The 13,189-nt window shown below is 66.1% G+C and carries 14 protein-coding genes; 1 reads left to right on the top strand and 13 read right to left on the bottom strand.

Translation table 11 applies throughout. The features are described from left to right. Window positions 1–269: 269 nt before the first annotated feature. From fliR to fliF, 13 genes are all read right to left on the bottom strand, one after another. Entirely contained in the window at window positions 270–1,052 is a 783-nt protein-coding gene (gene fliR / locus BMW76_RS28685; RefSeq protein ID WP_090871403.1) for a flagellar biosynthetic protein FliR, read from the bottom strand. A gap of 28 nt (window positions 1,053–1,080) precedes the next feature. Then, window positions 1,081–1,350, bottom strand: coding sequence for a flagellar biosynthesis protein FliQ (gene fliQ, locus BMW76_RS28680; RefSeq protein ID WP_090871401.1), 270 nt, complete (start codon window positions 1,348–1,350; stop codon window positions 1,081–1,083). Window positions 1,351–1,369: 19 nt separating this feature from the next. Continuing rightward, the gene (gene fliP, locus BMW76_RS28675; protein WP_090871399.1) at window positions 1,370–2,152 is read right to left on the bottom strand and encodes a flagellar type III secretion system pore protein FliP; all 783 of its coding nucleotides are present in this window, start codon (window positions 2,150–2,152) and stop codon (window positions 1,370–1,372) included. A 99-nt stretch (window positions 2,153–2,251) separates the two neighbouring features. Further along, entirely contained in the window at window positions 2,252–2,875 is a 624-nt protein-coding gene (gene fliO / locus BMW76_RS28670) for a flagellar biosynthetic protein FliO (RefSeq protein ID WP_090871397.1), read from the bottom strand. Then, on the bottom strand, window positions 2,872–3,336 hold the full coding sequence (gene fliN / locus BMW76_RS28665; protein ID WP_090871395.1) for a flagellar motor switch protein FliN: 465 nt from the start codon (window positions 3,334–3,336) through the stop codon (window positions 2,872–2,874). The genes fliO and fliN overlap by 4 nt, the downstream gene beginning before the upstream one ends. Next, the gene (fliM, locus tag BMW76_RS28660) at window positions 3,329–4,327 is read right to left on the bottom strand and encodes a flagellar motor switch protein FliM (RefSeq protein ID WP_090871393.1); all 999 of its coding nucleotides are present in this window, start codon (window positions 4,325–4,327) and stop codon (window positions 3,329–3,331) included. Before fliM ends, fliN begins: the two co-directional genes overlap by 8 nt. 71 nt (window positions 4,328–4,398) lie before the next feature. Then, a complete protein-coding gene (gene fliL / locus BMW76_RS28655; RefSeq protein ID WP_090871391.1) occupies window positions 4,399–4,902 on the bottom strand; it encodes a flagellar basal body-associated protein FliL in 504 nt (167 codons plus the stop codon). Between the two features lie 407 nt (window positions 4,903–5,309). Next, complete coding sequence (locus BMW76_RS28645) at window positions 5,310–6,827, bottom strand: flagellar hook-length control protein FliK (protein ID WP_090871387.1); 1,518 nt, start codon at window positions 6,825–6,827, stop codon at window positions 5,310–5,312. 56 nt (window positions 6,828–6,883) lie between these two features. Further along, window positions 6,884–7,333, bottom strand: coding sequence for a flagellar export protein FliJ (fliJ, locus tag BMW76_RS28640; RefSeq protein WP_090871385.1), 450 nt, complete (start codon window positions 7,331–7,333; stop codon window positions 6,884–6,886). Window positions 7,334–7,342: 9 nt separating this feature from the next. Continuing rightward, window positions 7,343–9,004 carry a flagellar protein export ATPase FliI gene (gene fliI / locus BMW76_RS28635; protein WP_090871383.1) on the bottom strand — a complete coding sequence of 554 codons (1,662 nt, stop codon included), beginning with the start codon at window positions 9,002–9,004 and terminating at the stop codon, window positions 7,343–7,345. Continuing rightward, window positions 8,998–9,672 carry a flagellar assembly protein FliH gene (fliH, locus tag BMW76_RS28630; RefSeq protein WP_407669035.1) on the bottom strand — a complete coding sequence of 225 codons (675 nt, stop codon included), beginning with the start codon at window positions 9,670–9,672 and terminating at the stop codon, window positions 8,998–9,000. Before fliH ends, fliI begins: the two co-directional genes overlap by 7 nt. Further along, on the bottom strand, window positions 9,659–10,654 hold the full coding sequence (gene fliG / locus BMW76_RS28625; protein WP_090871378.1) for a flagellar motor switch protein FliG: 996 nt from the start codon (window positions 10,652–10,654) through the stop codon (window positions 9,659–9,661). Before fliG ends, fliH begins: the two co-directional genes overlap by 14 nt. Next, window positions 10,644–12,425: a flagellar basal-body MS-ring/collar protein FliF gene (fliF, locus tag BMW76_RS28620; protein WP_090871376.1), complete on the bottom strand. Its 1,782-nt coding sequence runs from the start codon at window positions 12,423–12,425 to the stop codon at window positions 10,644–10,646. Before fliF ends, fliG begins: the two co-directional genes overlap by 11 nt. A gap of 235 nt (window positions 12,426–12,660) precedes the next feature. Between fliF and fliE the strand changes: the two genes are divergently transcribed. After that, the gene (gene fliE / locus BMW76_RS28615) at window positions 12,661–12,996 is read left to right on the top strand and encodes a flagellar hook-basal body complex protein FliE (RefSeq protein WP_090871375.1); all 336 of its coding nucleotides are present in this window, start codon (window positions 12,661–12,663) and stop codon (window positions 12,994–12,996) included. Window positions 12,997–13,189: the final 193 nt, after the last annotated feature.

Here is a 13,189-nt window from a genome sequence, read left to right as displayed (position 1 = left end):
CGCGATGGCAACGCACATTGACCAGTACTTTGCCGTGTGAAGCGTGGGGACGTTGAGAGCCCGTGGGTAAAGGTCAAGCACTGGCGGTGTGAGCCCGCTTTCTTTGCTTACTTTCTTTGCGGCGGCAAAGAAAGTGAGTGCCGCCCCGCACAGGGGCAACGCTTGCGCCGCGAGGCGCATCGCGGATGCCCGCGAAGGGCAAGGCAAACCAACGCATCGCGGATGCCAGCGACAAAGGCAAAAAGCCAACAGCGTCGCAGACAAAAAAACTACCTCATCCCCGCCGCCACGCGCCCCATCTCATCAATCCCGCTCTCAAACAGCCGTGAAAAGAACGGCATCATATTCGGCAGCATCAACTGGATCAGCAGCAATCCGGTAATCACCGTCACCGGCAAGCCGACCTGAAACACGCCGATCTGCGGCGCAGCCCGATTGAGAATACCCAGCGCGAGATTCGTGATCAGCAGCGCCGTCACGACGGGCAGCGACAGCAGCAGCCCCGCGCTGATCACCGTGCTGCCCCAGCCGACAAGCACGCGCCAGCCGTTCGCGCCCAGCACATTTGCCGCGACGGGCAGCGATTGAAACGTCTGGATCAGCGCCGACAGCATCTGCAGATGTCCGTCGAGCGCGAGAAAGGTCAACAGCGCGATCATGTTCAGGTAGCGCGACATCACATCCGTCGAGCCCGCCGCATGCGGATCGAAGAATGTCGCGAAGCCGAGCCCCATGCTCATGCCCATGAAGGCGCCCGCGGCCTCCACCGCCGCGAACACCATCTGCATCGTAAAGCCGAGCGCCGCGCCGATCAGGAACTGGTTGACGATGATCCAGACGCCCTGCGCCGAAAACACCGTCACCTGCGGCATCGCGCCGAGCGTCGGCGCGACGATGATCGTGACGAACGCGGCGACGCCGATCTTCACGCGAGTCGGCAGCGACTTGTCGCCGAACGCGGGCGCCGTCGCCATCAGCGCAAGAATCCGCATGAACGGCCACAGGAACGCGGTGAGCCAGACGTTCAGCTGCTCGTAGGTGACGGAGAACATCGTGCGTCGAAGAAAAAAAGAAGCGCGCTCAGTTGGCGAGCGTCGGAATGCTCGTGAACATGTGGCGCATGTAGTCGAGCATCTTCGCGAGCATCCACGGGCCGATCAGCACGAGCGTCACGGCGATCGCGAACAGCTTCGGAATGAACGACAGCGTGGCTTCGTTGATCTGCGTCGCGGCCTGGAAAAGACTCACGACGAGACCGACGATCAGTCCCACGAAAAGCGGCGGTGCGGCCAGCAGCAGCGCGATGTACATCGCATCGTGCGCGAGCGTGGTGACGGTTTCGGGTGTCATGGCGTCAGTCTTCCGGGTATCAGGTGAAGCTCTGCGCAAGCGAGCCGACGATCAGCTGCCATCCGTCGACCAGCACGAACAGCATCAGCTTGAAGGGCAGCGAGATGGTCGCGGGCGAGATCATCATCATGCCCATCGACATCAGCACGCTCGCCACCACCATGTCGATGATCACGAACGGAATGAACACGGTGAAGCCGATCTGGAAGCCCGTCTTCAGCTCGCTCGTCACGAACGACGGCACCAGCAGCGACAGCGGCACGTCTTCCGGGCCTTGCATCGGCGCGGCGTGCGAGATGCGCGCGAAGAGCGCGAGATCGCTCTCGCGGGTCTGCTTCAGCATGAACGCCTTGAACGGCGCGACGCCGCGCTTCACCGCTTCGTCCATCTGGATCGTGCCTTCGGAGAAAGGCTTGTAGCCATCGTTATACGCCTTGTCCAGCACGGGCGACATCACGAACAGCGTCAGAAACAGCGCGAGCCCGACCAGCACCTGGTTGGGCGGCGTCGTCGGCGCGCCGAGCGCCTGGCGCAGCAGCGACAGCACGATGATGATGCGCGTGAAGCTCGTCATCATCAGCACCATCGCGGGCAGGAACGACAGCATCGTGAGCAGCAGCATCGTCTGCACGCTCAGCGAGTAGGTCGTGCCGCCGTTCGGGCCGGGGCTCGTGTTGAACGCGGGCAAGCCCGCCGTCTGCGCGAACGAGAGCGTCGGCAGCGCGAGCATCAGCGCGGGCACGGCGAACGGCGCGGCACGCGACGCAACATGCGCTGCACGTTTCACGAAGGGAATCGACATCGAAGCGGGCGCCGAAGAAGTGGCGCGGGAAGATACATGGAAAGGGGCGTGGAAACCCCGAGCGCAGCCGCGCTGCGCGTCAGATCGGTCGTACTGCATTTACTGTTCTCCGCTCGCGCGCCGCTGGAAACGTCTGCTGGCTTCGTGTTTGAGCGCGTCGCGAAAGCGTTGTCCGAAGGTGCCGCTCAACTGGACGGGACCGCCGCCGAGGGTCGAACCGGCTGCGCCAGGCGCAGCGGCCGGGCCGGTGAAAGGGATTCCGCCCGTGGCCGAGCCGGCGGGCATCGTGTGCAACAGACGCACATTGCCGGGCGCCGCGCCGAGCACGAGCCACGTGTCGCCGATCTCGACGACGGCCACGCGCTCCTTGCCGCCGAGCGATGTGCCGCCGATCGTCTTCACGATGCCGCCGCGCTGGCCCGGTTGCAGGCCGAAGCGGCGCGCGAGCCATGCGCAGCCGAACACGAGGCCGATCACGACGGCAAGCCCTACGATCGTCTGCAATACGGCGCCGACGCCGAGCGACGGCACCGCCGTGCCCGCGCCGACGTTCGAGGCGATCTTCGCGGCATTGTTGACGGCGTTCATGTCGGCGGCGTGCGCGAGGTTCGACGCGCTTGCGTAGAGCGCGACACCTGCCAGCACAACCGTCGACACGAAGCGGGCGCGGGCAAGCGATACGCCGCCTGCAAAAAACGCGGCCCGGTGTACAGCGTGTTTCATCGATTCAGTTTCCGGATACGCTCGGACGGCGTAATGATGTCGGTCAGGCGAATGCCGAACTTGTCGTTCACGACGACCACTTCGCCCTGCGCGATCAGGCAGCCGTTGACGAGCACATCCATCGGCTCGCCCGCGAGGCCGTCCAGCTCGACGACGGAACCTTGCGCGAGTTGCAGCAGGTTGCGGATCGCGATCTTCGTGCGGCCGAGCTCGACCGTCATCTGGACGGGAATGTCCAGGATCATGTCGATGTCGTTGCGCGTCGTGGTCGGCTCGACCTTCGACAGCGGCTGGAACACGCCGGCCGTGCTCGTGCTCACGGGCGGATTGTTGTTCTGCTCGGCGAGCGCGCTCGCCCAGTCGTCGAGGGCGGTTTCGTCGGCGCCGACGACCGCCGCCGGATCGTTGACCTTGGATTCTTCCGGCATGTCCATTTCGGGTGTCGAGTTCAGCTCAGTCATATCCCGCTTCCTTCATCGTGTCCGCTGCGCTGATCATCTTCTGGACCCGCAACGCATATTGACCATTGAAAATTCCGTAGCCGCATTCCATCACCGGCACGCCGTCGACTTTGGCGGTGATGTGCTCGGGGACGTTGATCGGCAGCACGTCGCCCGCCTTCATGTTGAGAATCTCCTGGAACGTCACGGGGATCTGCGCGAGATCGGCCGTCAGCTCCACTTCGGCGGCCTGCACCTGCTGCGACAGCACGCGCACCCAACGGCGGTCCACTTCGAGCGCTTCGCCCTGGATCGGCGACGAGAGCACGTCGCGGATCGGCTCGATCATCGAGTACGGCATGCAGATGTGCAGCGTGCCGCCCGTCGGGCCGAATTCGATCGAGAACTGCGTGACGATCACGATCTCGTTCGGCGTGGCAACGTTTGCGAACTGCGTGTGCATCTCCGAGCGCACGTATTCGAACTGCAGCGGACGCACGCTCTTCCACGCCGTCGCGTAGTGCTCGAACACGAGGCCGAGCAGCTTGCTGATGATGCGCTGCTCGGTCTGCGTGAAGTCGCGGCCTTCGACGCGCGTATGAAAGCGCCCGTCGCCGCCGAACAGGTTGTCGACCACGAAGAACACGAGGTTCGGATCGAACACGAACAGCGACGTGCCGCGCAGCGGCTTCACGTGGACGAGGTTCAGGTTCGTCGGGATCGGCAGGTTGCGCGTGAATTCGCTGTACTTCTGCACCTTCACCTGGCCGACGGAAATTTCCGCCGTGCGCCGCATGAAGTTGAAAATGCCGACGCGCAAGAGTCGCGCGAAGCGGTCATTGATGATTTCGAGGCCGGGCATCCGGCCGCGGACGATGCGTTCCTGCGTCGCAATGTTGTACGGGCGGACGCCGCCGTTGTCGGCCTCGCCGGAGTGCGAGTCGGATTCGCCCGTAACGCCCTTGAGGAGGGCATCGACCTCCTCCTGGGACATGAACTCTTCGTGGCCCATTCCTATTCCTCGTGCGTCCCTTCGCGATGGATGGCGCGGTTCAAGATCAAGTCAGTCAGCGCGACGCGCCGTTACTGGACGACGAATTCGGTGAACAGCACGTCTTCGACGCGCACCTGCTGGCCATTGGGCTCGGTCGGCTGTTCGACCAGCGTTTCGAGTTCCTTCGCGAGCGTCTTCTTGCCGTCGAGCGTCGCGAGTTCATCAGGATGTTTCGCCGATAGCGCGAGCAGCACGCGGCTGCGGATCTCGGGCATGTGTTCGGTCAGATGCTCCTGCACCCGCTGGTCGGCGAGCTTCAGCGTCAGGCCGATGCGCAGGTAGTGCAACTGGCCGTCTTCGGATTGCAGGTTCACCGTCATCGATTCGAGCGGGAAGAAGATGGGAGCGGCCGCGATCACGGGTCCTGCCGCCATCGCGGCGGAGGGCGCGCGCTTCGACATGAAGAACCAGGTGGCTGCGCCGGCTGCGCCTGCCGCGACCAGCGCGATCAGCAGGATCACCACAATGCGGTTGACGAGGCCCGGGGACGAGGGCTTCGTGTTGGCTTGCTGGGTTGCGGTCGTGGATGCCATGGAATTGATTGCCTCAATGCTGTAGGTGAATTTTCAGGTGTCTGACAGTGCCGCGATGGGTCGAAAAGAAGGGATATTCACGTTTAGCTCGTTTGTTTGCTTCGTTCCGGCCACTTTCGCGATCGTTCATCGACGCGGGGCGCGGCGAGCCGCATGCCGCGCGTGATGTCCCGGCCGGCGACCGCCGTGGCTGCTGCCGTGAGTTCAGAGATGGCTGTGATGCGGATGCAGGCGCGATACCTTGTCTTACCCGTGCATCGCGTGGCCGTGCGCTGAAAGCTCCTGTCGTTTTCATCATCGGCATGCGCGCGCGGGCTTCGCGCGCGACGCATGCCTTCAATCGTTATCAGGGAAGCACGGCGCGGCCGCCGCCCTCACGGCGAGCCGCTTGCGCTGTGCGCGCAGAATCAGGCGAACGTGTCGACGAGTCCGACGGTGCGGCGCACGGGCACGTTCACGGCCGTCGCGCTGTCCGCGACGCCGATACCCGCGTCGCCACGGCTGCCGCCCCGGCCGCCGCGCGCGCTGCCTCTGCGCTCGTCGCCCTGCTGGCCGGTCTGCCGGGCAAAGCCGTCGCTGACGCTTGCGCTTCCCAACCCGATGCCGCCTTGTTCCATCGCTTCGCGCAGTTTCGGCAGCGCGGCTTCGACCGCGTCGCGCACCTGCTGATGCTGCGAAACGAAGAGGGCATGTGCATGGTTATCGGCAACCTGGAGGACGACCTGTAGCGGCCCGAGGTCGCGCGGGTTCAGCGTGAGTTCCGCCGACTGCTGATGCGCACTGGTGAGGAACACGACCTTCTGGCTGAACGCGTCTTCCCAGTCGGACGTGCCGACATGCGGCGCGACCGCGTTCGCCATCGCGGCCGTCGCGGGATTGGAGGCCTGGCTCGCAACCGTCGATGCCGTCGCCGCTGCCGCCTGAGTCGCGGCAAGCGCGTCGTTCGCGCCGGCCGCGGGCGCAGCGGAAGCGTTCTGCGGCGCGCTCGCGGTCGCGGCCGCAAGCGCTTCGGCGGGACTTTGCGGCGTCGCGGTCCCGGTGGAAGCGGCGGCCGTGGTGGCTGTTGAGTTCGTCGATGCAGTGTCGCCCTTCGCGCCGTGGAAATCGCCGATCGTCAGGCCCTTGCCGGCGTTCGCGCCGTGGCCGCCGAGCGTCGCGTCAACCGTAGCAGGCGTGCCCGCCTTCGCGGACGCCGCGTTCATCGCGGGCGCCGCGCCCTGGCCGTTGGACATCGCGGCGAACGCTGCTTGCAGCGCGTCTTGCGTCGCTTTCGGATCGAGCGATGCGATCTTTTTCGACGGCGTCTGGATGACGGGCGTCGTCGTGTTGCCGGCGACAGGCGCGGTGGCGGGTGTCGTCGGCTGCGTGTCGCTGTCGGCTGTGGCCGCTGCGTTTGCTGCATTTGCCGCGCTGCTCGCCTGGGCCTGGGCCTGTGCCTGAGCTGCCGCTGCTGCCGCAGCCGCCGTTTCAGCCGTGGCCGCGCTGGTGGTCGGCGCGTCGCCGTTCTGCTTCGACGCGGAGTCGCTCTTGTCCTTGCCGTTCGCAGCGTCCGTCGATGTCGTCTGCTGCGCGCCGCCCGTCTGGCTCGCGGACTTCGTGCTGTCGGTGTTGTTCGAGCTGTCGGCCGTGCTCGCGTCCTTCGATGCATCGGCGGGCGGCGGCGCGTCGTGCACACTGGAATTGCTCGCACCCGTCGCAGCCGTCGCACCGTTCGATGCCGATGTCGATGGAGCCGCGCTGGGAGCCGGCGAAGCAGACGTGGAAGGCGCCGCCAAGGCGGCTGCCTGATTCTGCGCGTCGATGCTTTGTTGCAGCGTCGTCGAGAAGGGCAGCGCGCTGCTCGCGCTTGCGCCATTCGATGCGCTGCTGCCCGATGTGCCGCTCGTTGCGCCGAGCAGCGAGTTGATCAGTGAAAGAGGCGACATGGTAAATCTCGTTTGGTCGTGTCAGTCCCGTTGCGCGCGATGCGCGGAAGCGCGCTTCATGCGCCTTCCGCCCGCATCCGGAGAATTCGTGCGCCGTGCTCGTCGGCGTCCCGTTGCTCGCGGCGTGCCTCCGCCCGCGCTTGCGCCGCGATGCCGCGCGCTTCGAGCACTTCGTAAGAGCCGAGCTTCTGCTTGCTGCGCTGCCACTCGGGCTTCGCTGCTTCGACGCGCGCCGTCGCGGCGGCCAGCAACTGACGCTGCTGTTCGATCGCGGCATCGAGCGTGTCGATGAATGCCTGGAAATTGCGCATGTTGCCGGCGGGCATCCCGGCCTTCGCCGTTTCCGTAAAGCGGCGGTGATATTCGTCGCGGTACTCGATCAGCGAATTCAGTTGCGTTTCGATCTCGTTGCGCTCGCGCTGCACGCGGCCGAGCTTGCGCGCGGCGGCATCGACGTCGTCTTGCGCGAGGCCGATTAGCGTCTTGATCGGAAAGTGCTTGCTCATTCAGTCTCCTTAACCGAACAGCGAGTCGAGGTGCGCGACGCTGGTTTCGAACCCGGCGCTTTCGCGAAAACCTTGTTGCAGGAACGCTTCCATGCGCGGATACAGCGCGATCGCGCGGTCGAGCACGCCGTCGCGTCCCGCCGAATACGCGCCGACGTTGATCAGATCACGGTTGCGCTGATAGCGCGACAGCATCTGCTTGAACTGGCGCGTGCGGTCGAGATGCGCGTCGCTGATGAGCGACGTCATCGCGCGGCTGATCGACGCTTCGATGTCGATCGCGGGATAGTGGCCCGCTTCGGCGAGCGCGCGCGACAGCACGATATGGCCGTCGAGAATCGCGCGCGCCGAATCGGCGATCGGGTCCTGCTGGTCGTCGCCTTCCGTCAGCACGGTATAGAACGCGGTGATCGAGCCGCCGCCTTCGGGGCCGTTGCCCGTGCGCTCGACGAGCGCGGGCAGCTTCGCGAACACCGACGGCGGATAGCCTTTCGTCGCGGGCGGCTCGCCGATCGCGAGCGCGATTTCACGCTGCGCCATCGCGTAGCGCGTCAGCGAATCCATCAGCAAGAGCACGTGCTTGCCCTGATCGCGGAAATATTCGGCGAGCGACGTCGCGTACGCGGCGCCCTGCATGCGCAGGAGCGGCGACACGTCGGCGGGCGCGGCCACGACGACAGAACGCGCGAGACCGTCCTCGCCGAGAATCTGCTCGATGAACTCCTTCACTTCGCGTCCGCGTTCGCCGATCAGCCCGATCACGATCACTTCCGCGCTCGTGTAGCGCGCCATCGTGCCGAGCAGCACCGACTTGCCGACGCCCGAACCGGCGAACAGGCCCATGCGCTGCCCGCGTCCGACGGTGAGCAGCGCATTGATCGCGCGCACGCCGACGTCGAGCACCTTATGGATCGGCTCGCGGTGCAGCGGATTGATGGTCGGCGCGGTGAGGGGCGCGTCGTTGCGCGCGTCGAGCGGGCCGAAGCCGTCGAGCGGCTTGCCCGACGCATCGACCACGCGGCCGAGCAGCTCCCAGCCGACGGGCAGACGCTTCGCGCCCGCCATCGGATCGGCGATGGGCGCGGTTTCGAGCGGATAGACGCGCGCGCCGGGCAGCAGCCCGGCGACCTCCGTCGTCGGCATCAGAAAGAGCTTGTCGCCGGAAAAGCCGACCACTTCGGCTTCCGCCATCGTGCGCGTGCTGCCCGGCGGCAGTTCAATCATCACTTCGGCACCGACGGCCAGCCGCAGCCCGACGGCTTCGAGCACGAGACCGGCCGCGCGCGTCAGACGTCCGCACGCGCGCAGCGGCCGCGCGATCTGGTTGCGTTCGCGCAAGCCGTTCAGGCGCGCGCGCCAGGCTTGCAGATGCGGATTGCTGGCGAGCGCGGGGTCGGGCGTGCGCTTTGGGGGCGGCGCCGACTCGCGGCTCGCGGGCGCAGCAAGGGGATGCGCGGCGGGATGTGGTGCGCTCGCGCCGGCGCCGGCTGTATCGGACGTGGTCACGTCGGCGCCCGCATGAGCCGACGAAATCGCCGATTCCAGCGCCGCGAGCGACGCTTCCATCTGCGCGACGGTGAGCGCCTCCGCGCCGAACGACGCGAGCGCCAGTTCGCGCTCGAGCGGCGTGAGGTCGCTGTGCTGAATGTCTTCGATGGTCGGCTTTACCATGTGCTTGCCTTGCCGAGCGCGGCGGCGACGCGCTCCCAGCGCGTGCCGATGCCGGCGTCCACTTCGCCCGTCGTGGAAATCGCGCGGCAGCCGCCGCGTTCGATCGCGGGATCGGTGCGCACGGTCCAGCCGCGCGTCTGCAATTCTTCGAGCAGATACGCTTCAACGACGGGCAGATCGGCGGGGCTCACGATCAGAGCGGGCGCGCCGATCAGCGCCGGTTCCGTCTCCATCACTTCACGCGCGGCGGCGATGAGCGCCGTCGGATCGTGCTGCACGTGCTGGCGCACCACTTGTTGCGCGATGTCGAGTGCGAGCGCGACGATCGTTTCGGACAGTTCGTGCTGCGCGTTGTCGAGCGCTGCCTTGAAGGTTTCGGCGAGCGCGGCGAGCTGCGCGGCTTCCGCGCGCGCTTCCGCCTGACCCTGATCGAAGCCCTGCGCGCGGCCCTGCTCGTAGCCGGCCTGATAGCCGAGCGCCTGGCCGGCGACATGGCCGGATGCGACGCCTTGCGCATGCGCCGCTTCGCGCAGGCGTTCCAGCTCGGCTTCGAACGCGCCGTCGTCGACGGGGTCCGGCTCGGGCACCGGGTCGAACGAGGCCATCTCCCAGCGCTGGTAGGCCGGGCGGCTTTCCTCGCGCACGGGATCGTGGTCAGACATACGCATCTTCCGCCTTGCCGCCGATCACGATCGCTCCCGATTCGGCGAGATTGCGCACGACCTGCAGGATCTTGCGCTGTTGCGTTTCCACTTCCGACACGCGCACCGGGCCGCGCGCGTCGAGGTCTTCCGCGAGCAGCTCGGCTGCGCGCTGCGACATGTTCGACAGGAACTTCTGGCGCAGCGCGGGCTGCGCGCCCTTCAGCGAGATGATCAGCGTTTCCGACTCCACTTCCTTCAGCAGCAGCTGGATCGCGCGGTCTTCCAGGTCGAGCAGGTTGTCGAACACGAACATCTGGTCGATGATCTTCTGCGCGAGTTCGGCGTCGTACTGGCGGACGTTGTCGATGACGGACTCTTCGTGGTTGCTCGGCAGGAAGTTGAGAATTTCCGCCGCCGTCCGGATGCCGCCCATCGGGCTGCGCTTCAGGTTGTCGCTGCCCGAGAGCAGGCCCGTCAGCACATCGTCGAGTTCGCGCAGCGCGGCGGGCTGAATGCCGTCGAGCGTCGCGATGCGCAGCAGCACGTCGTTGCGCAGGCGCTCGGTGAAGCAGGAGACGATCTCCGACGCCTGATCGCGGTCCAGATGCACGAGAATCGTCGCGATGATCTGCGGGTGCTCGTTCTTGATCAGCTCGGCGACGGCGCCCGAGTCCATCCACTTGAGCCCTTCGATGCCGCTCGTGTCGCTGCCCTGCAGGATGCGGTCGATGATCGCGCCTGCCTTGTCGTCGCCGAGCGCCTTCGTCAGCACGGAGCGGATGTACTCGTTCGAATCCAGCGACAGGGCGGTGTGCTTGTCGGCTTCCGCGACGAACTCGTGCAGCACCTCGTCGATCTGCTCGCGCGTGATGTTCTTCAGCGACGCCATCGCGACGCCGATCTTCTGGACCTCGCGCGGGCCGAGAAACTTGAATACCTGAGCCGCCTCTTCCTCGCCGATCGACATCAGCAGGAGCGCGCTCTTCAATACGCCTTCAGTGCTCATCGGACACCCAGCTCTTCACGACGGTTGCAACGATCTTCGGATCCTGACGCGCAATCTGACGCGCGTATTCGAGGTTCCGCTCATATCTGGCCTTGTCGCTTTCCAGTGCGACCAGCGTGCCTTCTTCCTCTTCGGCGTCGATCGCGACCGTGGCCGGCAGGCCGTCGAGCACGGGCTCGTCCGGCGACGGCAACGCGGGGGGCGGCTCGGGCGGCGGGAACGCGCGGCGCAGCGCCGGCTTGACCATCACGAAGTAGAGGAACAAGGCGACTACGCCGATGCCCGCATACGTCGCGATCTGCTTGTACAGCGCGATCATGTCCTTCGTGCGCCACCACGGCAGGTCGGCGTCGGGGTCGGGGATCGTCGTGAACGCGCTGTTCACCACGTTGACGGAGTCGCCGCGCGCCTGGTCAAAGCCCATCGCATCCTTCACCAGCTGCGTGACCTGCGCGAGCTTGTCGGCGGGAACCGGCTGCATCGTCGCGTGACCCTTCGCATCGAGGACGCGCATGTAGTTCACCACCACCGCCACGGACAGGCGCTTGATGCCGCCCGTCGCCTTTTCCGTGTGGCTCACGGTCTTGTCGAGCTCGTAGTTGGTCGTCGAATCCTTGCGGTCGCTGACGGGCGTCGTCGTCACGCCGCTTGCGCCGTTCGCGCTCGCGACGATGGGCGCCGACGCCGGCTGCGGCGGCTGGTTCGACAGCGCGCCCGGCACGCCCTGCGCGCCGCTTTGCGTCATCTCCGTGGCCGTGCTCGTCTGCTGGCTGCGGATCGCGGCCTGCTGCGCGTTCGCGTTCGGGCCGTAGTTTTCGGACGTCTGCTCGCCCTTCGTGAAATCGATGTCGGCGCTCACCTGCGAATGCGCGTTGCCTGAGCCGAACAGCGGCGCGAGGATCGCGTCGATGCGCTGCTGCGTGTTGCGCTCGATCTGCTGCACGTACTTCAGCTGCGTCGCGTCGAGGCCGCTGCCGTTGGCGCCCGCCTGCGTGAGCAGGTTGCCGTCCTGATCGATGATCGTCACGTTGCGCACGGGCAGATCGGGCACGGCCGACGCCACCATATGCGTGATCGCGACGACCTGGCCTTCGTCGAGCATGCGGCCCGGATACAGATTGACGAGCACCGACGCCGACGGCGCTTCGCGGTCGCGCACGAACACGGTCGGCTTCGGAATCGCCAGATGGACGCGCGCCGTCTTCACCGTCGAGATCGACTCGATCGTGCGCTGCAGTTCGCCTTCCAGCGCGCGCTGATAGTTCACCTGCTCGGCGAACTGGCTGATACCGAACTTCTGGTTGTCCATCAGCTCGAAGCCGACCGAGCCGCTCTTGGGCAGGCCCTGCGAAGCGAGGCGCAGACGCATTTCATGCACCTGGTCGGCGGGCACGAGAATCGCGCCGCCCGCGTCGGAAAACTTGTACGGCACGTTCGCCTGCTGGAGCGCGGCAACGATTGCGCCGCCGTCCTGATCGGAGACGTTGCTGTAGAGCACCTTGTAGTCCGGCGCGCGCGACCAGAGGATCAGCCCCGCAATGACGGCGACCAGCACCGCCACCGCGAAGATCAGCGGCGCGCGCGGGTTGCCGCGCATCTGCGACAGCGACGCGGGCAGGCCCGGAAAGCGCGTGGGAAAGCCACCGCCGCCCGTGCCGCCGAGGTCGACGCCCGCTGCACCGGCCGTGGCAGCGCCTGCCGTGCCCGGCTGCGCGCCAGCGAGGCCCATGCGGGCGTCGGGGTTGATCAAAGAGTTGGCTGACGAATCCATGCGTCGGGTTTCTCCGGAATGCTTTCGAGTTCTGCGGGCGGCGCCCCGGCTTGCGGCGCGCACCGGCAGAGACTTTCACGCTAGGGATTATCCGCATGGGCTGGCAACCCGATGCTCCGAATAGCGGGGGGTTTCCCCCTTACTTTCGCGGCTTTCGGAAGGGGCCCGCTGCTATGCTTCCTGTCCAATCGGTGCATGGCGCGAATGCTCGCCGCATCCCACTTCTGGAGAGAACATGACTGTGCCCATCAATCCGCTCACGTCGGCGTTACAGCAGATGCAGTCGATGGCCGCCCAGGCTGCGGGCAGCAGCACGCCCGTCGCGAACGGGTCCGGCGCGGCCACGGCGGGCGGCTTCGCGTCGGCCCTGAAGGCCTCGATCGACAAGATCAGCAACGACCAGCAGAACGCGGTCGGCGAGGCTCATGCATTTGAGATCGGCGCGCCGAACGTGTCGCTGAACGACGTGATGGTGGACATGCAGAAGGCCAACGTCGGCTTCCAGTTCGGCCTGCAGGTGCGCAACAAGCTCGTGTCGGCCTACAACGAGATCATGCAGATGTCCGTCTGAAGCGGCGCTCGCGGCCGGCAGCCGCCGTACTGCCGCGCGACGGCACACAGGCGCCCCGCCGGGCTGCCTCTCGTTTCTGACGCTTCCTTTCGGCGGCCTAAAGCTTTATTCGTACGATCCGATAACCTTGGTACAAGGGCTGGCCGGATGGCGGGCTGCACGCCGATGCAGCACGTTTCCCGGCAAGCCTGCC

It is taken from the genome of Paraburkholderia diazotrophica (genome assembly GCF_900108945.1).
GTDB classification, from domain to species: Bacteria; Pseudomonadota; Gammaproteobacteria; order Burkholderiales; family Burkholderiaceae; genus Paraburkholderia; species Paraburkholderia diazotrophica.
This window is presented reverse-complemented; position numbering and strand designations above follow the sequence as displayed.